The organism is Stenotrophomonas sp. Bg11-02, assembly GCF_002836635.1.
Lineage (GTDB): Bacteria > Pseudomonadota > Gammaproteobacteria > Xanthomonadales > Xanthomonadaceae > Stenotrophomonas > Stenotrophomonas lacuserhaii.
On record NZ_PJAY01000007.1, the window covers coordinates 1 to 20,870 of the forward strand.

Annotated in this window: 22 protein-coding genes and 1 pseudogene; 10 read left to right on the forward strand and 13 right to left on the reverse strand. The window is 67.5% G+C overall.

The window, feature by feature from the left end:
- Positions 1 to 137: 137 nt before the first annotated feature.
- Genes CXG43_RS00680 through CXG43_RS00695 form a run of 4 tightly spaced genes read left to right on the forward strand, consistent with a single transcriptional unit; the run spans position 138 to position 2,835 of the window.
- The gene (locus tag CXG43_RS00680) at positions 138 to 608 is read left to right on the forward strand and encodes a TPM domain-containing protein (protein WP_101098278.1); all 471 of its coding nucleotides are present in this window, start codon (positions 138 to 140) and stop codon (positions 606 to 608) included.
- A 48-nt stretch (positions 609 to 656) separates the two neighbouring features.
- Positions 657 to 1,547, forward strand: a complete 891-nt coding sequence (lgt, locus tag CXG43_RS00685) for a prolipoprotein diacylglyceryl transferase (protein ID WP_101098279.1) — start codon at positions 657 to 659, stop codon at positions 1,545 to 1,547.
- Complete coding sequence (locus CXG43_RS00690; RefSeq protein ID WP_101098280.1) at positions 1,544 to 2,338, forward strand: thymidylate synthase; 795 nt, start codon at positions 1,544 to 1,546, stop codon at positions 2,336 to 2,338. The genes lgt and CXG43_RS00690 overlap by 4 nt, the downstream gene beginning before the upstream one ends.
- A gap of 17 nt (positions 2,339 to 2,355) precedes the next feature.
- A complete protein-coding gene (locus CXG43_RS00695; RefSeq protein ID WP_101098297.1) occupies positions 2,356 to 2,835 on the forward strand; it encodes a dihydrofolate reductase in 480 nt (159 codons plus the stop codon).
- Between the two features lie 15 nt (positions 2,836 to 2,850).
- Here CXG43_RS00695 and CXG43_RS00700 read toward each other — a convergent pair whose 3' ends face one another.
- The 9 genes and pseudogenes from CXG43_RS00700 to CXG43_RS00740 form a co-directional block, all read right to left on the reverse strand.
- A complete protein-coding gene (locus CXG43_RS00700; RefSeq protein ID WP_101098281.1) occupies positions 2,851 to 3,888 on the reverse strand; it encodes a symmetrical bis(5'-nucleosyl)-tetraphosphatase in 1,038 nt (345 codons plus the stop codon).
- Between the two features lie 15 nt (positions 3,889 to 3,903).
- Complete coding sequence (gene apaG, locus CXG43_RS00705) at positions 3,904 to 4,284, reverse strand: Co2+/Mg2+ efflux protein ApaG (protein ID WP_042614797.1); 381 nt, start codon at positions 4,282 to 4,284, stop codon at positions 3,904 to 3,906.
- Positions 4,285 to 4,297: 13 nt separating this feature from the next.
- Positions 4,298 to 5,110, reverse strand: coding sequence for a 16S rRNA (adenine(1518)-N(6)/adenine(1519)-N(6))-dimethyltransferase RsmA (gene rsmA, locus CXG43_RS00710; protein WP_101098282.1), 813 nt, complete (start codon positions 5,108 to 5,110; stop codon positions 4,298 to 4,300).
- Positions 5,107 to 6,117 (reverse strand): 4-hydroxythreonine-4-phosphate dehydrogenase PdxA, encoded by a 1,011-nt coding sequence (gene pdxA, locus CXG43_RS00715; protein WP_198551358.1) that lies wholly within the window; start codon positions 6,115 to 6,117, stop codon positions 5,107 to 5,109. Before pdxA ends, rsmA begins: the two co-directional genes overlap by 4 nt.
- Positions 6,118 to 6,135: 18 nt before the next feature.
- Positions 6,136 to 7,467 (reverse strand): annotated as a pseudogene (locus CXG43_RS00720) (peptidylprolyl isomerase); the annotation flags it as partial.
- Positions 7,464 to 9,887: an LPS-assembly protein LptD gene (lptD, locus tag CXG43_RS00725; RefSeq protein WP_101098285.1), complete on the reverse strand. Its 2,424-nt coding sequence runs from the start codon at positions 9,885 to 9,887 to the stop codon at positions 7,464 to 7,466. The pseudogene CXG43_RS00720 and the gene lptD, both read right to left, overlap by 4 nt.
- Before the next feature lie 91 nt (positions 9,888 to 9,978).
- The gene (locus tag CXG43_RS00730) at positions 9,979 to 10,911 is read right to left on the reverse strand and encodes a histone deacetylase family protein (RefSeq protein WP_101098286.1); all 933 of its coding nucleotides are present in this window, start codon (positions 10,909 to 10,911) and stop codon (positions 9,979 to 9,981) included.
- Positions 10,912 to 10,933: 22 nt separating this feature from the next.
- On the reverse strand, positions 10,934 to 11,488 hold the full coding sequence (locus CXG43_RS00735; protein WP_101098287.1) for a cob(I)yrinic acid a,c-diamide adenosyltransferase: 555 nt from the start codon (positions 11,486 to 11,488) through the stop codon (positions 10,934 to 10,936).
- Between the two features lie 10 nt (positions 11,489 to 11,498).
- Positions 11,499 to 12,083 carry a hypothetical protein gene (locus CXG43_RS00740; protein WP_101098288.1) on the reverse strand — a complete coding sequence of 195 codons (585 nt, stop codon included), beginning with the start codon at positions 12,081 to 12,083 and terminating at the stop codon, positions 11,499 to 11,501.
- Positions 12,084 to 12,190: 107 nt separating this feature from the next.
- On the opposite strand from CXG43_RS00740, the gene ubiH reads away from it, so the two are divergent.
- Complete coding sequence (gene ubiH / locus CXG43_RS00745) at positions 12,191 to 13,396, forward strand: 2-octaprenyl-6-methoxyphenyl hydroxylase (RefSeq protein ID WP_101098289.1); 1,206 nt, start codon at positions 12,191 to 12,193, stop codon at positions 13,394 to 13,396.
- A complete protein-coding gene (locus CXG43_RS00750; RefSeq protein WP_101098290.1) occupies positions 13,393 to 14,574 on the forward strand; it encodes a UbiH/UbiF family hydroxylase in 1,182 nt (393 codons plus the stop codon). The genes ubiH and CXG43_RS00750 overlap by 4 nt, the downstream gene beginning before the upstream one ends.
- A gap of 39 nt (positions 14,575 to 14,613) precedes the next feature.
- On the opposite strand, the gene CXG43_RS00755 is transcribed toward CXG43_RS00750, so the two are convergent.
- A complete protein-coding gene (locus tag CXG43_RS00755; protein WP_101098291.1) occupies positions 14,614 to 15,003 on the reverse strand; it encodes a hypothetical protein in 390 nt (129 codons plus the stop codon).
- 119 nt (positions 15,004 to 15,122) lie between these two features.
- Between CXG43_RS00755 and CXG43_RS00760 the strand changes: the two genes are divergently transcribed.
- Together CXG43_RS00760 and CXG43_RS18985 are read left to right on the forward strand one after the other, a co-directional pair.
- Complete coding sequence (locus tag CXG43_RS00760) at positions 15,123 to 15,527, forward strand: hypothetical protein (RefSeq protein ID WP_157824961.1); 405 nt, start codon at positions 15,123 to 15,125, stop codon at positions 15,525 to 15,527.
- 18 nt (positions 15,528 to 15,545) lie between these two features.
- Positions 15,546 to 16,082, forward strand: coding sequence for a hypothetical protein (locus tag CXG43_RS18985; RefSeq protein WP_157824963.1), 537 nt, complete (start codon positions 15,546 to 15,548; stop codon positions 16,080 to 16,082).
- A 45-nt stretch (positions 16,083 to 16,127) separates the two neighbouring features.
- Here the strand turns inward: CXG43_RS18985 and rlmM are convergent, their stop codons facing one another.
- The 3 genes from rlmM to CXG43_RS00780 form a co-directional block, all read right to left on the reverse strand.
- Entirely contained in the window at positions 16,128 to 17,210 is a 1,083-nt protein-coding gene (rlmM, locus tag CXG43_RS00770; RefSeq protein ID WP_101098298.1) for a 23S rRNA (cytidine(2498)-2'-O)-methyltransferase RlmM, read from the reverse strand.
- Positions 17,194 to 17,754, reverse strand: coding sequence for a nucleoside deaminase (locus CXG43_RS00775; RefSeq protein WP_101098294.1), 561 nt, complete (start codon positions 17,752 to 17,754; stop codon positions 17,194 to 17,196). Before CXG43_RS00775 ends, rlmM begins: the two co-directional genes overlap by 17 nt.
- A gap of 137 nt (positions 17,755 to 17,891) precedes the next feature.
- Positions 17,892 to 19,640, reverse strand: a complete 1,749-nt coding sequence (locus CXG43_RS00780) for a glutamine--tRNA ligase/YqeY domain fusion protein (RefSeq protein ID WP_101098295.1) — start codon at positions 19,638 to 19,640, stop codon at positions 17,892 to 17,894.
- A gap of 130 nt (positions 19,641 to 19,770) precedes the next feature.
- Between CXG43_RS00780 and CXG43_RS00785 the strand changes: the two genes are divergently transcribed.
- Both CXG43_RS00785 and msrA read left to right on the forward strand, forming a co-directional pair.
- Positions 19,771 to 20,034 (forward strand): DUF2007 domain-containing protein, encoded by a 264-nt coding sequence (locus CXG43_RS00785; protein WP_101098296.1) that lies wholly within the window; start codon positions 19,771 to 19,773, stop codon positions 20,032 to 20,034.
- 30 nt (positions 20,035 to 20,064) lie between these two features.
- On the forward strand, positions 20,065 to 20,727 hold the full coding sequence (msrA, locus tag CXG43_RS00790) for a peptide-methionine (S)-S-oxide reductase MsrA (protein ID WP_101098299.1): 663 nt from the start codon (positions 20,065 to 20,067) through the stop codon (positions 20,725 to 20,727).
- Positions 20,728 to 20,870 lie beyond the last annotated feature (143 nt).

Below are 20,870 nucleotides of genomic sequence, written 5' to 3' on the forward strand. Positions count from 1 at the left end.
CGACGGGCGGGGCGGGCGGAGCGTGGCGGGGGAGATCGGGCTGATTTGTTTTTTCAAGCAGAGGGCGGCATACGAGGTGCTCAGGGGTCTCGTGGGCTCGGGGATGTGTAGAAGGGACAGGACGCGCACTGCGGCACATCGTGTCCCCGTCGGTACGGCGGACCTTCCCGGCCAGCACCCTGCAGGCGATCACCCAGGCCATCGCCGCAGGCGAACGACACCATGGCGGGCAGGTCATGTTCGCGGTGGAAGCCGATCTGCCGTTGGATGCGCTGTGGCGCGGGGTGACCGCGCGCCAGGCCGCCGAGCGTGCCTTCGCGCAGCTGCGGACGTGGGATACCGAACACAACAACGGCGTGCTGATCTACCTGCTGCTGGCCGACCATGCCATCGAAATCGTCGCCGATCGCGGCCTGCACGGGCGGGTTGCCGAAACCGACTGGCAGCGGATCTGCGCAGCGCTCCGCGAGGGGTTGCGTGGACGTGATCCCGCGGCTGCCCTGGTGCAGGCGATCGATGAAGTATCGACCCTGTTGGCCGGGCACTTTCCGCCGGGCGCACGGTCAGACCATGACGCGTTGCCGGATTGGCCACAGATTCTGGGTTGAGTCCCGCTGGCGGCGCTAAAATAACCCGATCCCCGCAAGGCACCGTCCATGATCTATTTCCACGATATCGACCCCATTGCCATCTCGCTGGGGCCGATCCAGGTGCACTGGTACGGCATCATGTACCTGCTTGGCTTCGCCTCGGCCTGGTGGCTGGGCAAGCGCCGCATCGCCGCCGGGCGCCTGCCGGGCGTCAATGCCGACGGCTTCTCCGACCTGCTGTTCTACGCGATGCTCGGCGTGGTGGTGGGCGGCCGCGTGGGCTACATGCTGTTCTATGCGCTGGGCGATTTCCTTTCCAACCCGCTGCTGCTGTTCAAGGTGTGGGATGGCGGCATGAGCTTCCACGGCGGCCTGTTGGGCGTGCTCGGGGCCAGCTGGTGGTGGTCGCGCAGGCACCGCCTGCACTTTTTCGACACCATGGATTTCGTCGCGCCGCTGGTCCCGCTGGGGCTGGGCTTCGGGCGTGTGGGCAACTTCATCGGCGATGAGCTGTGGGGCAAGTTCACCGACGGCAGCTGGGGCGTGGTGTTCCCGTCGGGGCTGCCGGCGCCGCTGGCACAGCTCGATACCGCCGCGCTGAAGGCGGAGTTCGCCGCCGGCGCGCTGAACCAGTACGCCCGCCATCCTTCGCAGCTGTATGAAGCCTTCCTGGAAGGCCTGGTGATGTTCGCGGTGCTGTGGGCGGTGTCGGCCAAGCCGCGCAGCCGTTACCTGGTATCGGGCCTGTTCGCGCTGATGTACGGCCTGTTCCGCTTCGCGGTGGAGTTCGTGCGGATGCCGGACAACGGCGTCTACGTGGCCTTCGACTGGCTGACCCGTGGCCAGATCCTGAGCCTGCCGCTGGTGGCGCTGGGCCTGGTGCTGCTGTGGATGTCCCGCCGCGCGCCGGTGCTGCAGCCGGTGTTGCCGGCTGCCCCGGCCGGAGCCAGGCCATGAAGCCCTATCTGGACCTGCTGCGGCACGTGCTGGAACACGGCGCCGAAAAGAGCGACCGTACCGGCACCGGTACGCGCAGCGTGTTCGGCTGGCAGATGCGCTACGACCTGGCCGATGGCTTCCCGCTGGTCACCACCAAGAAGCTGCACCTGCGCTCGATCATCCACGAACTGCTGTGGTTCCTGCAGGGCGATACCAACATCGGTTACCTGAAAGACAACCAGGTGCGGATATGGGACGAGTGGGCCGACGAGAACGGCGACCTCGGGCCGGTCTATGGCAAGCAGTGGCGCAGCTGGGCGGCCGCCGATGGCCGGCAGATCGACCAGATGCAGTGGCTGGTGGACGAGATCAAGCGCAATCCGGATTCGCGCCGGCTGGTGATCAGTGCCTGGAATGTGGGCGAGCTGCCGCAGATGGCGTTGATGCCGTGCCACAGCCTGTTCCAGTTCTACGTGGTCGACGGCAAGCTCAGCTGCCAGCTGTACCAGCGCAGTGGGGACATCTTCCTCGGGGTGCCATTCAACATCGCCAGCTATGCGCTGCTGACCCACATGGTGGCGCAGGCCACGGGCCTGGGTGTGGGGGATTTCGTGCATACGCTGGGCGATGCCCACCTGTACTCGAACCATTTCGAGCAGGCCCGCGAGCAGCTGGCGCGCGAACCCCGCGCGCTGCCGAGGCTGTGGTTGAATCCGGAGGTCACCGACCTGTTCGGCTTCCGCTTCGAGGACATCCGCATCGACGGTTACGATCCGCATCCGGCGATCAAGGCCCCGGTGGCGGTGTGAGTTCCCCGCGCCTTTCGATGATCGCAGCGCTCGACCGCAGGCGCGGCATCGGCCACGGCAACCAGCTGCCCTGGCACCTGCCCGATGACCTGAAGCATTTCAAGGCGCTCACGTTGGGCAAGCCGGTGTTGATGGGGCGCAAGACCGCGCAATCGCTCGGTCGCGCGCTGCCCGGGCGGACCAATCTGGTGCTGACCCGCAGTGGCCAGGCGCCGTTCGACGGCATGCGCGCGGTGGCATCGCTGGAACAGGCGCTGGCGATCTGCCGCTCCGAAGCCGCCGACGAACTGTGCGTGATCGGCGGCGGTGAGATCTACCGCCTGATGATGGAGCAGGCCAGCGACCTGTACCTGACCTGGGTGGACACCGAGGTGCCGGCCGATACCCATTTCCCTGTCGTCGATGAAGCCTTGTGGCAGCAGGCGGACAGCCAGCCGCATGCGGCCGATGCGCGGCATCCGTTCGCGTTCCGCTTCGTGCACTACACCCGCCGCTGAGCGCGGGTGCAGCGGTCAGTCCGCCGTGGGCGGACTGCCTGCACCACCACCGCCGTTGCCGCGGCCACGACCGCGCCGACGGCGGGGTCCACGGGTACGCGTCTCGCCGCCTGCAGGCTGCCCGCCGGGCTGCGCCTGCGCGGGCGGCTGTGGCTTGGGCTGCGCGGCCTGCTGGCCTTCCGGGCGCGGTCTGGGGGCACGTGCCGGCGGTCGCGCGCCAGGCACCGGTGCCGGCACATCGCGGCCGGGTACCTGCACCACGCGCAGTTCGTCGGTATCCAGCTGCAGCGCGGTCAACTTGCCGCCCCACACCGCGCCGGTATCGATGGCATGCACGCCCTGGGTGATGGTCAGGCCAAGCGCCGACCAGTGGCCGCACACGACCTTGAGGTCACGCTCGACACGGCCCGGCACTTCGAACCACGGGTACAGGCCCTGTTCCTGGGTGCCCGGGGTGCCTTTGTCCTCGATGCCGATGCGTCCCCGCGTGGTGCAGTAACGCATGCGGGTGAAGAAGTTGATGATCGCCCGCGAACGGTCATAACCGGTCAGGTTCGGCGCCCAGATCGGCTTGTCGCCGTACATGTTGCGCAGCAGCTTGCGGTAGCCGTTGCCGTGCAGCTGCTGTTCGACTTCGCGCGCATGCTTTTCGGCCATCTGGGTGGTCCACTTGGGCGCCATGCCGGCATGCACCATCATCCAGCCCAGCTCACGGTCGGTGTGCACCAGCTTCTGCATGCGCAGCCAGTCCAGCAGCACGTCGCGGTCTTCGGCGGTGACCACGCGCAGCAGGTCCGGGTTGACCTTGCGCTGTTCTTCTTCGCTGCGTGCACCCACCGCCAGCAGCGAAAGATCGTGGTTGCCCAGCACCACCACGCTATGGTCGCGCAGCGAATGCACCAGCCGCAGCGTTTCCAGCGACTGCCCGCCGCGGTTGACCAGGTCGCCAGCGAACCACAGGGTGTCCTGCGCCGGATCGAAGCGGATTTTTTCCAGCAACCGCTGGGTAACGTCATAGCAACCCTGCAGGTCGCCGATAGCCCACACGCTCATGGCCTGGCCTCCGTGTCAGTGCAGGGTTCGGGGAATGGTCAGCACGAACGGCGCGATGTCGGCGGCGAACTCGGTGCCGTCGTCGGCCACCATGTCGTAGTGCCCCTGCATCGTGCCGTGCTCCGTACCGAGCATGACACCGGAGGTGTAACGGAAGTCTTCACCGGGACGCAGCCGCGGCTGCTCGCCGACCACCCCATCGCCGTCGACATGCTCCACGCGGCCTTCGGCGTCGGTGATGCGCCAGTGGCGCGCCACCAGGCGTGCCGCGACCCGGCCGCTGTTGCGGATGCGGATGGTGTAGGCAAAGGCGAAGCGTCCGTCCTCGGGGGCGGACTGGTCATCGAGGAAGCGCGGAGCCACTTCCACGTCCATGGCGTACTGGTCGTCGTGCATCTTGACAGTGTAATCAGCTTGCATTGGCCAGGGCGACGAATTCCGCCACCTCCAGCTGTTCGGCACGGGCATCGGGGCGCACGCCGGCAGCGGCGAACTGTTCGGCGCTGACCACGTTGTTCAGCGCATTGCGCAGGGTCTTGCGGCGCTGGCCGAAAGCGGCCTTGACCACATCGGCGAAGCGCTTGGCATCGTGGATGCCGACCGTGGATGGATCACGCGGCACCAGCCGCACCACGGCCGAATCGACCTTCGGCGGCGGCCGGAACGCACCCGGCGGCACCACGAACAGCGAGGTCACTTCGCAGTACGCCTGCAGCATCACGCTGAGGCGGCCGAAGACCTTGCTGCCCGGGCCGGCGGCCATGCGGTCAACCACTTCCTTCTGCAGCATGAAGTGCATGTCGCGCACCACGGCGGCATGGTCCAGCGCATGGAACAGGATCGGCGAGGAGATGTTGTAGGGCAGGTTGCCGACCAGCCGGATCTGTCCACTGCCACCTTCGGCCTGCGCCAGCGCGGTGAAATCCACCCGCAGCACGTCGCTCTGGATGATGGTCAGCGCGCCCAGCGGCGCGGCTGCGGCGGTCAGCGGTGCGATCAGATCGCGGTCGAACTCGATGACGGTCAGTTCGGGATGCTGGCGCAGCAGCGGCAGGGTGATCGCGCCCTGGCCGGGGCCGATTTCCACCAGGCGGTCGCCGGGCTTGGGATTGACCGCGCGCACGATGCTGTCGATGTAATGGCGGTCGGCCAGGAAGTGCTGGCCCAACTGCTTCTTGGCCGGGGCGGTGAATGCCGTGCCAGAGGGGGAATACTGGTTCATGCGCTAAGTCTACGTTGCCGGGCCAGTTGCGCACACAGGGTAGTGGCGGCCTGCAGGCTGGAAGGATCGGCGATGCCTCGTCCGGCCAGCTCCAGCGCGGTGCCATGGTCGACCGCCACGCGCGGGTAGGGCAGGCCGAGGGTGAGGTTCACCGCCTGTTCGAATCCGGAATACTTCAGCACCGGCAGGCCCTGGTCGTGGTACATCGCCAGCACGCTGTCGAAGCTGGCCAGCTTGGCCGGCAGGAACGCGGTGTCGGCCGGCAGCGGGCCGACCAGCTGCATCCCTTCGGCGCGCAGGCGCTGCAGCAGCGGGATGATCAGGTCGAGCTCTTCGCGGCCCAGGTGGCCGTCTTCCCCAGCGTGCGGATTCAACCCCAGCACCGCGATGCGCGGATGGGCGAGGCCGAACTCATGCCGCAGGGCGGCATGCAGGGTGCGCAGGGTGTGCTCCAGCCCCTCGGCGGTGATCGCATCGGCGACCTCGCGCAGTGGCAGGTGGGTGGTTGCCAGCGCGACGCGCATGATGGCATTGGCCAGCATCATCACCACCTTGGCCCCGGCCTGGTCGGCCAGCAGTTCGGTGGTGCCGCTGTAGGCGATGCCGCCCTGGTTGATCACCGCCTTGTGCACCGGGCCGGTCACCACGCCGTCCAGGCGGCCGTCCAGGCACGCTTGGCCGGCGGCCTGCAGCGCCCCGATCACGGCGGCGGCGTTGCGTGGGTCGGCCTGGCCGAACCGGCTGGGTACCGCATTGGCAAGGGGGTGCAGGCGCAGGTCGCCCGGCAGGCGCGCTTCGGCATCGGCCGGCAGCAGTTGCAGCGGCAGCGACAGCGCAGCGGCTGCCGCGTGCAGGGTAGCGGGGTCTGCGAAGGCCAGCAGCCGGCAATCAGTGCGCGGCTGCTGGATCAGGCGGATACAGAGTTCCGGACCGATCCCGGCGGGCTCGCCCGGCACCAGGGCGAGCTCGGGGAGCACCGCTCCTGCGAGCTTCGCGCCTGGGAGCATGGCTCAGGACTGCGGCGGGGTGGCGGTGTTTTCCGCCCGGTCACCGCTGCGGAAGCTGACGTAGGCTTCGCCACGCAGTTCGGACAGGAAGCGGTTGTACTCTTCTTCCAGCTTGCGACGGCCGATGGTTTCGCGGACCTGCGCGCGCTGGTTGTCCACGCCGACGTCGGTCTGGCGGGTCGCCACGCGCTGCACCACGTGCCAGCCGGCATCGGTGCGGAACGGCTGGCTGATGTTGCCGTCGGTCACGCCTTCCACCTGGCGGCCGAAGTCAGGACCGAAGGCATCGACCGGGAACCAGCCCAGGTCGCCGCCCTGGCCGCGGCTGTTGGTGTCTTCGGACGACTCGCGGGCCACGGCCTGGAAATCAGCGCCACCGGCGATGCGGGCACGCAGGGTATCGATCTTCGCCTTGGCGGCGGCATCGTTCTGCTGGTCGGTCACGCGCACCAGGATGTGGCGGGCGTGGTATTCGGTGATGGTCTGGCCGGTGGACGCGGCCGCATTGGCATCGCGGACCTCCACCAGCTTCAGCAGCTGGAAGCCGCTCGGGCCACGCAGCGGACCGACCACGTCGCCGGCCTTCATGTCCTGCATCACCTGCAGGAACGCCTGCGGGATCTCGTCCATGGAGCGCCAGCCGAGGTCGCCGCCTTCCAGTGCATTGGGGCTGTCCGAGTAACGGACGGCGGCCGCGTTGAAGTCCAGTTCGCCCTTGTCCAGCAGCGCCTTGACGCCGTCGGCCTTCTGCTTGCCGGTGGCGATCTGGTTGGCATCGGCCCCATCGGGGGTGGCGATCAGGATGTGTGCGAGGTGGTACTGGGTGCCGGTGACGGCCTGCTGCTTGATGGCCGCATCCACTTCACCTTCGCTGACGCTGACGCGGCTCTGCGCGTAGCTCTGGCGCAGGCGCTGGACGATGATCTCGTCACGCACCGAGCGGCGGAATTCATCGAAATCGATGCCGTCCTGGGCCAGGCGGGCGCGCAGGGTCTCCAGGTTGCTGCCGTTCTGCTGGGCGATCGAGTTGATCGCCTGGTTCAGTTCCTGGTCCGACACGCGGATGCCGCTGCCTTCGGCGCGGGTCACCTGCAGCTTGACCAGCACCAGCCGCTCCAGCACCTGCCGGCTCAGCACATCGTCCGGCGGCAGCTGGTTCTCGCGACCGGCGTACTGGGTCTTGATGTTGGCCAGCGCGCGGTCCAGTTCGCTCTGCAGGATGACGTCTTCGTCGACGACGGCGGCGATGCGATCCAGTGCCTGGGTCTGCTGGGCCAGTACCTGCAAGGGTACGGACGCAGTGGACACCGCCAGCAGGGAGGCGAGTAGGACGGGGAAGGTCTTGGTCATGGGATCAGGTTCGGATCGTAGTCGTCGCGGGTCGCGCCGGTGGTGCTGGGGGGCACGAGATAGAGGTCGTCGCGGTTGTAGCCGAGGATAGCACGGCGCAGCGTACGGTCCGTGTTCTGGCCGATGGAGCTCAGGCCCTTCAGGACGAACTCCAGCTGGAACGAGGTATTCAACTCGCCCTCGCGGTTGCGTACGTAGCGGCGGGCCAGGGCGCGCACGGCCAGGCAGCAGCTGTCCCACTGCACGCCACCGATGATTTCCAGCGGCTTGCTGTCTTCGATGGAGTAGTAGTAACGGCCGACCACGCTCCAGCGGGGGTTGATCGGGTACAGGAAGGACAGGTCGCCCTGCTTGAGCAGGTTGCTGCCATCGGGGTTGATGCGGTGGCGGTAGGTCAGGTTGACGATGCCGTCGTTGGACATCAGGTAGCGCGCACGCACGCTGGCCAGGTCTTCGCGCTTGTTCTTGGGGTCCCACTGGTAGGTGGCGCCCAGGTTCCAGCGGTCGTTGATCATGTAGTTGGTATCGGCGATCCAGGCCGACTTGCCCTGTTCCACCGGGCTGGGGTTGCTCGGCAGGGTGACGCGGGAGTCGTCGAAATACAGGATCTGGCCGATGCTGGCCGAGAACCGCTCGCGGCCGCTGCTCTGGTCGATGAAGCGGGTGCTCAGCGCCATCGTCAGCTGGTTGGCGTCGTTCTGGCGGTCCGCACCGGTATAGCGCGAATCGCGGAACAGCTGGCCCCAGCTGAAGGTGAAGTCACGCGTATCGAAGACCGGCAGCTCGCTCTGGTCGCGGTACGGGGTGCGCAGGTAGAACAGGCGCGGTTCCAGTGTATGCAGGTAGGGCTTGTCGCCGATGGTGGTCTCGCGGTCGAAGAACATGCCCGCGTCCAGGCTGGCGATCGGCACGCTGCGATGCGGCGAAGTGTTGCCGCGCAGCTGCTCCGGGGTCGGGTTGGTGATCCCCGCCGCGGCCAGGTTGTTGGCGCGGATGCTGTCGGCCAGGCCCTGTTCCAGGTCGTAACCGGTGTAGCGCCAGGCCAGCGTCGGGGTGACATACCAGGCCGCGCCACTGAAGGGCATGGTCACGTAGGGCTTGATGTCCAGCCGCGAACCGCCGAGCACTTCGGTGCTGGTGCCATCGCGCTCGTATTCGTCTTCGGGCCCGAGCTTGCCATGGATGTCGTCGTGCACGAAGCGCACCGCTTCGGCATACACGCCCACTTCCAGCCACGGCAGGATCGGCTGGTCCCAGGTGCCGAACAGGCGCGGCTGCCGGTTGTAGGGCAGCGCCGCTTCGGTCAGGGTGTAATCGGTCAGCTGCCAGTAGTCGGCCATCAACCCGGCGGTCCAGTTTTCACCGGTGCCGTAGATCCCCGCCTGGCTCTGCAGGTTGGACGCGGTCACGCCCAGCAGCTTGTTGGCGAAGTCTTCCAGGTAGCGCTCGTCGCTGACCCACGCCAGCCCGGCGCGGGCCTGCCAGTTCGGGTTGAAGTTGTGGTAACCGGAATACTCGAGGCGGCCACGATCCTTTTCGCGCAGCTTGTCATCGGGCAGGTAGGCGGTACGCAGCTCGCCGCGGCCACCGTCGTACAGATAGCGGAATTCGTTGTCCAGCATGAAGCCGCGCTTGCTCATGTAGCGCGGGGTCAGCGTGTCGTCGTAGTTCGGCGCCAGGTTGAAGTAGATCGGCTGGGCGTAATCGAACCCGTTGCGCCCGGACAGGCCCAGCTCCGGGTACAGCAGGCCGGTCTGGCGGCGATCATCGATCGGGAACTTGAAGTACGGCGCCCACAGCACCGGCACCTTGCCGATGCGCAGCACGGCGTTGCGCGCGGTGCCGAAGCCTTCGTCGTTGTCCACTTCGATCTGCGGGGCGGACAGTTTCCAGATCGGCTGGGAGGGATCGCAGGTGGTATAGGTGGAGCGGTGCATCTGCCCCACCGCACCCTGCAGGTCCACCGATTCGGCGCCACCGTTGCCACGTCGCGACACCAGCTGGTACTGGATGTCGGAGATCTTGTGGGTGTCCGCTTCCTGGTTGCCCTCGGCGCGCTTGGCCACCATCCGGATCGACGAATCGGAGTAGCGGACATTGCCCTCGGCGGTGTAATTGCCCGTTTCCGTATCGAAGCTCAGGTGGTCGGTACCGAGGAACTGGTCACCGCGCTTGAGCGCGACGTTGCCCTGGTACTGCGGCACCGTGGAGGTGCCATACAGCTGGTCGCCCTCGATGTCGGTGGGCTGTTGGGTGCGCGTTTCCGCGGCAGCCTTGTCCGCCGGCGGTGCGTCGCCAAAGGCGGGCAGGGCGTCGGTGGCAGGGCACAGACCCCAGTTCGGCGCTTTGTCTTCGGCGAACGCCGGCAGGCAGAGGGCGATACTCAGGGGGAGGGGCAGCAGGCGGAAGGCTTTGCGCACGCGTGATGGTTCAGGCGAAAACGATCCGTAGCTTGCCCCATCCCTTGCATAGGGGCAATGAAGGCCGCTCATCTTCGGCGGCCGGGGTTCATCAGGCGGCCCCCGCCTGGCCCTCCAGCAGGGCACCGACATGGGCCACGCTGGACTCGGCCAGGGCCTGCAGGTCATAGCCGCCTTCCAGCATCGACACCACCCGGCCGGCACCATGGCGGCGGGCCAGTGCGTGCAGTTCGGTGGTGATCCAGGCGAAGTCCTCCGCTTCCAGCATCAGGTCGGCCTGCGGGTCGCGCAGGTGCGCGTCGAAGCCGGCCGACACCAGCAGCAGCTGCGGCCGGAAGTCATCGATGGCAGGCAGCATCTCGTCGGCCCAGACATTGCGGAAGCGCAGGCTGCCGCTGCCCGGCGGCAGCAGGATGTTCAGCAGGTTGCCCGCGCCACGGTCGCGGCGCAGCCCGGAGTTCGGGAACAGGCCGGCCTGGTGGGTGCTGTAGTAAGCCACCCGGGGATCCAGCTGGAAGATGTCCTGGGTGCCGTTGCCATGGTGCACGTCGAAGTCGACCACGGCGATCCGCTCCAGCCCGTAGCGGTCGCGCGCATGCGCGGCGGCTACCGCGATGTTGTTGAGCAGGCAGAACCCCATCGCCGTGCTGGCGGTGGCGTGGTGGCCGGGCGGGCGCACCGCGCAGAAGGCCAGCGGGTCTTCGCCCAGCATCACTGCATCCACCGCGGCGATGCCGGCGCCGGCGGCATGCAGGGCGGCGGCGGCCGACCCGGGCGAGGTGCGGGTGTCCATGTCGATCTGCCGCAGCTCGGCGGTCTGTGCCTGCAGCACCAGGTCAATCAGCCCGGCATCGTGCACGCGGGCCAGGTCGCCGCGCTTGGCCGACGGCGCCTGGCGCCACTCCAGCCGTGCCGGGAACGCGGCGTGCAGCGCATCGAGCACGGCCTGCAGGCGTTGCGGGGATTCAGGATGGTCCGGACCGGGGTCGTGCTGCAGGCAGGAAGGATGGGTGTAGACCAGCATGGGCGCAGGGGATCCGGAAAGGTCAGCCGTGGCGGCGCGAATGCTGCCAGAGTACTTCGCCGGCACCGTCGGCGCGGGCCAGTACGCGGGCCAGCACGAACAGCAGGTCGGAAAGCCGGTTGAGGTAATGCAGTGCCTGCGGCCGCACTGCTTCCACGCGCGACAGGGCGACCGTCTCGCGTTCTGCCCGGCGCACGATGGTGCGGGCCAGGTGGCAGCGTGCGGCGGCTTCGCCACCGGCCGGCAGGATGAATTCCTTCAGCATGGGCAGGTCGGCGTTGTAGCAATCCAGTTGCTGTTCCAGCGCGGTGACGTCGGCATCGGTGATCGCCGCATGGCCGGGGATGCACAGCTCCCCGCCCAGATCGAACAACTGGTGCTGGAGCCGGGTCAGCAGCGCCTGCACGTCGGCAGGCAGGGGCACGGCCAGCAGCACGCCGAGCGCCGAATTGGCCTCGTCGACCGTGCCGAAGGCGGCAACGCGCGCATCGTCCTTGCCGACCCGGCTGCCGTCGCCCAGCCCGGTGCTGCCGTCATCGCCGGTGCGGGTATAGATGCGCGAAAGCCGGTTGCCCATCTGCCGTGCCTCAGCCGCGCACGTCACGCTGCGCCTGGCGCAGCTTGCCGACCTGCTCCACTGCCAACTGCAGCGCAGCGGCCAGTCCGACGTACAGCGCGGTGGTACCGAGGTAAGGCACGAACCAGTCCGCGTAGTTCTTCAGCCAGCCGCCCACGGTGGGATCGGCTACGTTGCGGGTGGTCCAGTAGAAACCGCCCTGCGCGAACAGGTGGCAGACCGCAACCGCGGCGACCACCAGCACGATCGCCCTGGGCAGCGTGGACCATTGCGCGCCCCGGTAACCGTGCCCCAGCGCCATGCCGCCGGCCCACATAGCGAAGTAGGCGGGCAGCAGCATCCAGTAACCCGGCGACACGCAGTAGTGCTGCCAGAAATCCAGCCCGAGGTTGCCGATGACGATCCAGTCGACCAGCACCGCCAGCGCCATCAGCAGCGGGAAGGCCCAGCGGGTCCAGCTGCGCAGGTAGAAGCCGCCGATGAAGAACACCGCCCAGGAGGCATCCGGGATGGCGGCGAAATGGTTCACCCGGGTGGCGGCCATCAACAGCACCAGGCAGGTCAGCACGAAGGCACGTTGCGGGGAGGTGGTCATCAGGACGCGCACGGGGAAGTGAACAAAGCCCATTCTAGACCGGCTGCACGCCGCGTGCAGGGGCGGCGGCGGGGCAGGGGCGGCGGGCGAACGCGTATCATGCGGGCATGAGCGAACGAGTTGATGTCCTGATCATCGGCGGCGGGCTGGTCGGCGCCAGCCTGGCCATCGCGCTGCAGCGTATCGGCCGCAGTGCCTGCCTGCTGGAAGCCAGCGCCGCCGGTTCGCTGCCGGCCGTGTTCGACCAGCGCAACCTCAGCTTCGCTGCCGCCACGGTCAATGCGCTGACCGCGCTGGGGGTGATGCAGAAGCTGTCCAGTGCGCCGGGCCCGATCACCCGCATCCATGTCAGTCGCGCCGGGGACTTCGGTCGCGTGCAGTTGGCGGCCGCCGACTACGGCCGGCCGTGGTTTGGGCAGGTGGTGGTGGCGCGCGACTTCGGCATGGCACTGGAAGCGCGGCTGCAGGAACTGCCGCAGCTGCAGCGGCGGGCCCCGGCGCGTTTCATCGGCCTGGGCGCGGTCGTCGATGGCTATCGCCAGGTCCAGGTGCACGATGAGGCCGGTGAGCACACGCTGCAGGCGCGGCTGGTGGTCGGTGCCGATGGCACCGCCAGCGGCGTACGCAGCGCGCTGGGGATCGGGGTGGAGGAACATGATTTCCAGCAGACGCTGTTCGTGGCGCGCGTGCGCAGCCAACGCGCACCGGATGGCACCGCATGGGAGCGGCTCACCGATACCGGCCCGACCGCCCTGCTGCCGCGCGGTGACCGCCATTTTGGTGTGGTGCATGGCGTAGCCCGCGATGAAGCAGATGCCGTCATGGCACTGGACGAGGCGGCCTGGCTGGCGCGGCTGCAGGCGGCGCTTGGCTGGCGCGCCGGACGGCTGCTGGAGTCTGGTCCGCGCGCGGCCTATCCGTTGCGCCAGGTGCTGTCGCGCGCACTGGTCGGCGAACGCGCGGTGCTGCTCGGCAATGCGGCGCAGACCATCCACCCGCTAGGCGCGCAGGGCTTCAACCTGGGCCTGCGCGATGCGCTGACCCTGGCCGAGCTGCTGGAAACCGAGGGCGATGCCGGTGCCGATGCGCTGCTGCAGGCCTATGCAGCGCGAAGGGAGGAAGACCGGGCGCAGACCATCGCGTTCTCTGGTGGATTGGCGCGCCTGACCAGCAACGATGCTCCGCTGCTGCGTCCGCTGCGAAGCCTTGGCCTGCTGGCGGCCCAGGCCACCTCGCTGCAGTCGATGCTGGTCGGGGGCTCGATGGGCTTCCGGGGCGAGGTACCGAAATTGTGCCGTGGAGAAGCCGCATGAGCCGCCGCGCACGTACCGATGTGGTGATCGTCGGCGGCGGCGTGGTCGGCGCTGCCTGTGCGCTGGCACTGGCCGACGCCGGTCTGTCGGTGGCGGTGGTCGAAGGCCATGAGCCGGCGCCGTGGCAGGCGGCGCAACCGGACCTGCGGGTGTTCGCCTTCGCTGCGGACAACGTGCAGCTGCTGCAGCGGCTCGGCGTGTGGGAGTCGATCGCGCGCGGTCGCGCGCATCCGTATCGCCGCATGCAGGTATGGGATGCCGCCGGGGGCGATGACCTGGTGTTCGACGCGGACCGTTTTGGCCGCAGCGAACTGGGCTGGATCATCGAAAACGGCCTGCTGGTCGATCGCCTGTGGGCGGCCCTGCCGGCCGCCGGCGTCGATGTGCATTGCCCGGCCCGGGTCGAAGGGATGGAACAGGACGAGCACGGCGTGCGCCTGCGCCTGCACGACGGGCGCCGCATCGAAGCGACGCTGGCCATCGCCGCTGATGGCGCCGAATCCACCTTGCGCCAGCTGGCCGGGATCGAGGTGGACCGACACGATTACCATCAGCGCGGCGTGGTGGCCTACGTGGACAGTGCGCTGCCGAACCAGGCCACGGCATGGCAGCGTTTCCTGCCGGGGGGGCCGTTGGCGCTGCTGCCGGTGGCCGAACGGCGCAGTTCGATCGTCTGGACCCTGCCGGAGGAAGAGGCGCAGCGCGTGCTGCAGCTGGACGAGGCCGCGTTCAACCGCGAACTCACGCGCGCCTTCGGAGGCCGCCTGGGGGAACTGCAACTGGTATCGAAGCGGGCCGCATTCCCGCTGCGCCGCCAGCTGGCCCGCCACTATGTCGCCGGCCCCGTGCTGGCGCTGGGCGACGCGGCGCACGTGGTGCATCCGCTGGCCGGCCAGGGCGTCAACCTTGGCCTGCGCGACGTGGCCGCCTTGCAGCGCTGGCTGGCACCTTCGGCGCAGCGCCGCGGCCAGCCGCAGCTGTCACCGCAGCGGCTGCAGCGCTGGGCGCGCGAACGCCGCAGTGACAATACGATCGCCGCCTACAGCTTCGATGGCATCAACCGGTTGTTCTCCAACGACGAGCTGCACCTGACCCTGGCCCGCGGTCGCGTGCTCGGCTGCACCGGCAAGCTGTCGCCGCTGCTGCAGCTGTTCTGGAAGCGCGCGGCGGGGGTGTGATCGGTGGAGGGGGGTGACGATCGTTGGTCGTCACAGTCCTCAATCCAGCAACCAGCCCGCCAGATCTTCCCGGTCCAGCTTGCCCCGTCGCTTCACGTCCAGCGAAATGAACTCATCGGCCAGCGACGGATTGGCCTGCGCCTCGTCACGACTGATGTAGCCGTCACCGTCGAGGTCCAGTTCGGCGAAGTGGATCCGGTACTGGCCCGCCGCGCTGGACGGCGTCAGCGAACGCACGGTCACCGGCGTTTCGCCCAGCGGCACCACGATGTCCACGCTGCCGGTCACCCGGCCTGCGGACAGTTCCTGCGCGCGCACCACGCCGCTGTCATCGCGCAGCGGCTGGCTCTCGGCCGCGGGACGGGATTGCTGGGCCAGGGCGGGGCCGGCAGCCAGCAGGATCAGCAGAACGATGTAACGGGAGGGCATGGCAGGTTCCTCTGGGGTGGGGTGGGGTGGGGTGTGCGTGGCGCGGCTTGATTTTGAAAGCCGGCACGGTGCGCGCTGGGCATAGTCCCATGATCCTTCCCGTGCGAGCGTACCCGTCCATGAATGTCAGCAGCTTGGTCATCCGGATCTTCTGCCCTGTCAGCTTCAACAAACAGCAGTTGGCCAAAGCAATAGTTGCGGATCCGAGCGCTGAGCGGTCGAAGATCGGCAGGGCATTGTCGACGCTCGCCAACACGTGCGATTTCAAGCCGAATGGAAACGCGGCGCTCATATCCAGGCACGGTCTGGAACGTTTCGTGGCCTCATCTTCGACGTCCATCGACATCACCGAGGCAAAGGCGCTCGTCCAGGGCCTGCGCAACCTGCAGAACGACGTGAGGTCCCAGGAGAAAGCTGCGTGGGCCAACGCCGGAATGCGCGGAAGCTCGAATGAGCAGCGGGCCCGGGCATTGCGGGAGTGCGTGGCGGCGCTGCAGCATCTCTACACGTCACCGAGATCCTGAGGCGAGGCCGCTGGCTGCATGAAAATTCCATCGTCCATTCCATTCCGCTCCTGCTTTCCGGCAGCAGGCGGCTCGCGTACTGATCTACCCAGCGTGAAAGGAGGGTGCGGCCGGTTCGCGCACCGGCTGCTGGCCTGTGCCGGCCTGCGTGAGCGGTCCAGTCCGATACCTGCATCCACCGCGCTGGTGGCGCAGCTGCGCAATGTGCTTGATCACACAGATGAGGCAAGGAAACGAGAGGTCCGACCTTCATCCATTGCCGAAAAAGCCTGTACCCGGTTGCGGGGCCGGCTCGTCGGTGACGAAACCTGCGCCTGCACGTACGCCGATCTTGCCAAAGATCTGAACCGGCTCGAAAACGCGTATGCCAGGCAAGAGCTGGAACTGCGGCAGTCATGGCGCAACAGCTGGTTGTCCGGCACGGAGACCTACGGCGATCACCTCGGCAATCCTGTGGATCACCGGAGCGAGGCGGCCGCGACCGTGATGAGGGCCATCATCCTGGCGCGTAGTGAAGTGCACAACCTGCGCCGGATGACGCCGTATATAAGCTGAGGTGCTTGAGTGCAGCCTCAAGCACCGGCAGCAACCAGGCGTTCATCAGCGCAGCGGCGAGGCCAGCACGGTGATCTCTTCGCGGTCGTGGTAGAGCTGCTTGGCGCGTACGGTCAGCGACTTGCCGGCCTGTTCCTCGAACAGTTCCAGGCACAGGCGGGTTTCATCCCAGCGCTTCTTCATCGGCAGTTTCAGGTTGAAGATCGCGTGCTTGCACCAGCCTTCGCGGAACCATGTCGCCATGCGTTCGGCGACCCGGCGCGGCTGCTCCACCATGTCGCAGACCATCCAGTCCAGCGACTGTTCGGGTGACCAGTGGAAGCCATCGGCACGCAGGTGTTCGACCAGGCCGGTGTCCAGCACGTGCTGGCGCAGCGGGCCGTTGTCGATGCTCAGTACCTTCAGGTGCTGGCGGGTCAGCACCCAGGTCCAGCCACCCGGCGCGGCGCCCAGGTCGGCCGCGCGCATGCCCGGCTTCATCAGCGCCTCGCGCTCTTCGGCGGTGAGCAGGGTCAGCAGGGCCTCTTCCAGCTTCAGCGCGGAACGCGAGGGCGCGTCCGGCAGCAGCTTCAGCCGCGGAATGCCCAGCGCCCACGGCGCGCTGTCTGTCGGTGAGGCGACGCAGACGAAGGCGTGGGTGCCATCGACGAACACTACGTGCAGACGTGGCAGCTTCTCGTTCGGCTTGTCGGTCAGTTTTCCGGCCTTGCGCAGGGCCGGGCGCAGCGCATTGCCGAACGCGCGCGACAGCCCGGACAGCGGCTTGCCGGCATCCGAGTCGGGATGTTCCACCCACAGATCGCCGAAGCGCGGCGCGTCGCCCAGCACCGCCAGCATCGGGGTGATGCGGTCGGCCGGATCCAGCTGCGGCAGTTCGGCCAGCACGACCAGCTTCTGCCGGGCGAAGATCAGCTCGCGCCAGGACAGCATGCGGCTAAGCGCGGCGGCTTCCTCGCACATGAAAAGCACGTAGCCATCATTGCGCTGGGTACGCGCATAGCCGGCGAAACCGAATTCACCCGCGCGCGTGGTCAGTTCGCCGGCCAGTTCCGGTTCGAAGCCCTGGCGGCACAGGCACAGCAGTCCGATCCCTGCCGTGGCAGCAGAGGTCTCAGTAGCGGGCGCCATCGGCTTCTCCATAGGTGCGCAGCACGGCGCGCGCATCATCGCGGTGCAGACCCTGCACCACCTCGATGCCACGCTTGTTGAGTTCGCCCACCCAGTCCGCCGGCAGCGGACCTTCGTCGAACGGGGTCAGTTCTTCCACGTCGGCCGCACTGGCACCGATCAGCAGCCGATCGATGCCGGCCCAGACGGTGGCGCCGTAGCACTGGCAACAGGGCTGGGACGAGGTGGCCAGGGTGATCGGGGACAGCACATCGTTCAGCCGCGGGGTCTGCAGGCGCTGCTGGGCCAGCATGTAGGCCATGTTCTCGGCATGCGCCAGCGAGGTGTTGTGGGGCATCACGCGGTTCACGCCCACCGCGATGACCTGGTCATCCGGGCCGAACACCACCGCGCCGAACGGGCCGCCGCTGGCATGTTCGACGTTCGAGCTGGACAGCGCGATGGCCAGCGCGACCTTGGCTTCGTCGCCGGGATAGCGCTGATCCAGGTCGATCTGGTCATGGATCCAGGCGGGAAGGGTCAGGTGGACTTGCGCATACAGCATCGCGGGGTGCCTCTCATCGGGTTGCGGGGGGGAACAGAACAACAGCCGCGCGCAGTGTAGCCCGCGTCCGATGAAGCGGGCGGGCAGGGGCAGGCGGCAATGGCGCGCGGGGTGATCCGCGCGCGGGACGGTCGGCGTCAGGCCGACCAGGTATCGCGCAGGGTCACGCTGCGGTTGAAGACCGGCTTGGCCGCGGTGTGGTCACGGCGATCGGCGACGAAGTAGCCGGTGCGTTCGAACTGGAACGACTGTTCCGGCGTGGCGATCGCTGCGGCAGGCTCGACATACCCGGTCACGGCCCGGCGTGATTCCGGATTCAGGTAATCACGGTAGGTCTTGCCTTCCGATTCGTCGTCCGGGTCGGCCACCGAGAACAGGCGGTCGTACAGCCGCACTTCGGCCGGAACCGCATGCGCCGCGCTGACCCAATGGATGGTGCCCTTGACCTTGCGGTTGGCGCCTTCCATGCCCGGACGCGATTCCGGATCCAGCCAGCCACGCAGTTCGGTGATGGTGCCGTCGGCAGCCTTGATCACTTCATCGCAGCGGATGATGCCGGCACCGCGCAGGCGGACTTCGCCGCCCGGCAGCAGGCGCTTGAAGCCCTTCGGCGGTACTTCGGCGAAGTCTTCGCGCTCGATCCACAGCTCACGCGAGAACGGCACCTCGCGGGTTCCGAACGACTCGTCCTTCGGGTGGTTGCTGAAGGTCAGCGATTCTCCGTGGCCTTCCGGCAGGTTGGTGAGCACCAGCTTGACCGGGTCGATCACCGCCATGCGCCGGGCCGCGGCGCTGTCCAGGTCCTCGCGCAGCGCGCCTTCGAGCACGCTGAAATCGATCTGCGAGTTCTGCTTGCTGATGCCTACGCGCTCGGCGAACAGGCGCATCGCCGCTGGCGTGTACCCGCGGCGACGCAGGCCCTGCAGGGTCGGCATGCGCGGGTCGTCCCAGCCGTCCACCAGCTGTTCGGTGACCAGCGCCATCAGCTTGCGCTTGCTCATCACCGTGTAGTTGATGTTCAGCCGCGAGAACTCGATCTGGCGCGGCTTGGCCGCTTCACGCGGCAGGCCGGCATCTACCAGCGGCGCGGTCAGCGCGTCGTCGTGGGCGAAGTCCACGTTGTCCACGCACCAGTCGTACAGCGGCCGATGGTCTTCGAACTCCAGCGTGCACAGCGAATGGGTGATGCCTTCCAGCGAATCGCCCAACGCATGCGCGAAGTCGTACATCGGGTAGATCGGCCATTCCGAACCGGTGTTCTGGTGCTCGACATGCTTGATGCGGTACAGCGCCGGATCACGCAGGTTGATGTTGCCGCTGGCCATGTCGATCTTCGCGCGTACGGTGCGGGCACCGTCGGGGAACTCGCCGGCGCGCATGCGCGCGAACAGGTCCAGGTTTTCTTCCACGCTGCGATCACGGTACGGCGAGGGCCGGCCCGGTTCGGTCAAGGTGCCGCGGTAGGCGCGCACTTCTTCAGCCGACAGGTCACACACATAGGCCTTGCCGGCGCCGATCAGTTTCTGCGCGGCCAAGTAATAGGCCTGGAAGTAGTCCGAGGCATGCCGCAGTTCGTTCCACTCAAAGCCCAGCCAGCGCACGTCGTCCTGGATGGCGGCCACGTACTCGGGATCTTCCCGGGCCGGGTTGGTGTCGTCGAAGCGCAGGTTGCAGACGCCGCCGAACTCGCCGGCGAGGCCGAAGTTCAGGCAGATCGACTTGGCATGGCCGATGTGCAGGTAGCCGTTGGGCTCGGGCGGAAAGCGGGTCTTGATTGCCTGGTGCTTGCCGCTGGCCAGGTCCTCGCGCACGATCTGGCGGATGAAATCGCGCTTCTCGGGGCTGTCGACGGGGGTCTCGGGGCTGGCAGGGGTGTGCTCGGACATGATGCGGCAATCAAGGGCAGAAAGGCCGCCAGTCTAGCGTGTCGGCGGCTGGCTTGCCCGGCATCGCCGCGGGCAACCGCCCGTGCACCGGGGCGGGCGTATGCTGGCAGCCACCTGCCGAGGAGCTGCCATGCATATCGTTTACAAGGCGGACAATCTGTTTGACGCCCATCTGGTGAAGCACGCGCTGGAGGATGCCGGCATTCCCGCCTTCGTGTTCGGTGAATCGCTGCTGGGCGGGATGGGGGAGCTGCCGCTGTTCGGCGTGCTGCGGGTGGCCGTGCCGGAGGCGGCGCGGCCGGAAGCTGAAGCCATCGTTGCCGGGCTGGACTTGGGCGCTGCCCCTGGTGACCCCATTTCAGACACAGACGATCTTGCCGGACAGCCGGCCTAGGAGCACCACATGTTGGGACTTGGTAACGGCATCCTCGGCATCGGGGCCTTCAAGCAGCGCCTGCCGCGACCGGAAGAGGCTCTACCGGGCCGCGACCAGCCGCTGCCGCTGCACAGCAACCAGCACTTCGTGAACAGCCATCCGCTCAAGGACCGGTTTGCCGGGTATGAGCGGATCCGCTTCGCGATGGGCTGCTTCTGGGGCGCAGAGCGCAAGTTCTGGACGCTGCCCGGGGTGTACAGCACGTCGGTCGGTTATGCCGGTGGGGTGACGCCGAACCCGACCTATGAAGAGGTCTGTTCCGGGCTGACCGGTCACACCGAGGTGGTGGAGGTGGTGTTCGACCCGAAGCTGGTCAGCGTGGCGCAGCTGCTGCAGGTGTTCTGGGAAAGCCATGACCCGACCCAGGGCATGCGCCAGGGCAACGACACCGGCACCCAGTACCGTTCGGCGATCCACTGCCTGACCGAGGCCGAGTACGCTGCGGCGGTGGCCAGCCGCGATGCCTATGCGGTACGGCTGGAGGCGGCCGGTTACGGGCCGATCACCACCGAGATCGTGTATCCGGCACCGGAGTATTACTACGCCGAGGATTATCACCAGCAGTACCTGGCGAAGAATCCGTACGGTTACTGCGGGATCGGCGGCACCGGCGTGAGCTGCCCGATCGGGTTGCCGCCTGCGGCGGGCTGACCGTTTTCAGGCAACGTCCAAAGCGACGGCAACGGCAAGGTCAAAAGCTACACGGGTGCGCGTTGGCGGGGCGGGGTGGGTTGGCGGGGGACGGCAAAAACTGCGTCCATGCGGGCCTCGTTTCGCGCCATCCATGGCGCTCT

What these genes read in the sequence shown, in the direction of transcription:
- CXG43_RS00775 (WP_101098294.1), bottom strand. Translation starts at nt 17,754, where the DNA reads ATGCTGTATGCGCAAGTCCACCTGACCCTTCCCGCCTGGATCCATGAC.
- CXG43_RS00750 (WP_101098290.1), top strand. Translation starts at nt 13,393, where the DNA reads ATGAGCCGCCGCGCACGTACCGATGTGGTGATCGTCGGCGGCGGCGTG.
- apaG (WP_042614797.1), bottom strand. Translation starts at nt 4,284, where the DNA reads ATGCACGACGACCAGTACGCCATGGACGTGGAAGTGGCTCCGCGCTTC.
- pdxA (WP_198551358.1), bottom strand. Translation starts at nt 6,117, where the DNA reads ATGCTCCCAGGCGCGAAGCTCGCAGGAGCGGTGCTCCCCGAGCTCGCC.
- CXG43_RS00740 (WP_101098288.1), bottom strand. Translation starts at nt 12,083, where the DNA reads ATGACCACCTCCCCGCAACGTGCCTTCGTGCTGACCTGCCTGGTGCTG.
- lgt (WP_101098279.1), top strand. Translation starts at nt 657, where the DNA reads ATGATCTATTTCCACGATATCGACCCCATTGCCATCTCGCTGGGGCCG.
- CXG43_RS00730 (WP_101098286.1), bottom strand. Translation starts at nt 10,911, where the DNA reads ATGCTGGTCTACACCCATCCTTCCTGCCTGCAGCACGACCCCGGTCCG.
- CXG43_RS00695 (WP_101098297.1), top strand. Translation starts at nt 2,356, where the DNA reads ATGATCGCAGCGCTCGACCGCAGGCGCGGCATCGGCCACGGCAACCAG.
- CXG43_RS00755 (WP_101098291.1), bottom strand. Translation starts at nt 15,003, where the DNA reads ATGCCCTCCCGTTACATCGTTCTGCTGATCCTGCTGGCTGCCGGCCCC.
- CXG43_RS00780 (WP_101098295.1), bottom strand. Translation starts at nt 19,640, where the DNA reads ATGTCCGAGCACACCCCTGCCAGCCCCGAGACCCCCGTCGACAGCCCC.
- CXG43_RS00690 (WP_101098280.1), top strand. Translation starts at nt 1,544, where the DNA reads ATGAAGCCCTATCTGGACCTGCTGCGGCACGTGCTGGAACACGGCGCC.
- CXG43_RS00785 (WP_101098296.1), top strand. Translation starts at nt 19,771, where the DNA reads ATGCATATCGTTTACAAGGCGGACAATCTGTTTGACGCCCATCTGGTG.
- rlmM (WP_101098298.1), bottom strand. Translation starts at nt 17,210, where the DNA reads ATGGCGCCCGCTACTGAGACCTCTGCTGCCACGGCAGGGATCGGACTG.
- CXG43_RS00700 (WP_101098281.1), bottom strand. Translation starts at nt 3,888, where the DNA reads ATGAGCGTGTGGGCTATCGGCGACCTGCAGGGTTGCTATGACGTTACC.
- ubiH (WP_101098289.1), top strand. Translation starts at nt 12,191, where the DNA reads ATGAGCGAACGAGTTGATGTCCTGATCATCGGCGGCGGGCTGGTCGGC.
- rsmA (WP_101098282.1), bottom strand. Translation starts at nt 5,110, where the DNA reads ATGAACCAGTATTCCCCCTCTGGCACGGCATTCACCGCCCCGGCCAAG.
- CXG43_RS18985 (WP_157824963.1), top strand. Translation starts at nt 15,546, where the DNA reads ATGAAAATTCCATCGTCCATTCCATTCCGCTCCTGCTTTCCGGCAGCA.
- CXG43_RS00760 (WP_157824961.1), top strand. Translation starts at nt 15,123, where the DNA reads ATGAATGTCAGCAGCTTGGTCATCCGGATCTTCTGCCCTGTCAGCTTC.
- CXG43_RS00735 (WP_101098287.1), bottom strand. Translation starts at nt 11,488, where the DNA reads ATGGGCAACCGGCTTTCGCGCATCTATACCCGCACCGGCGATGACGGC.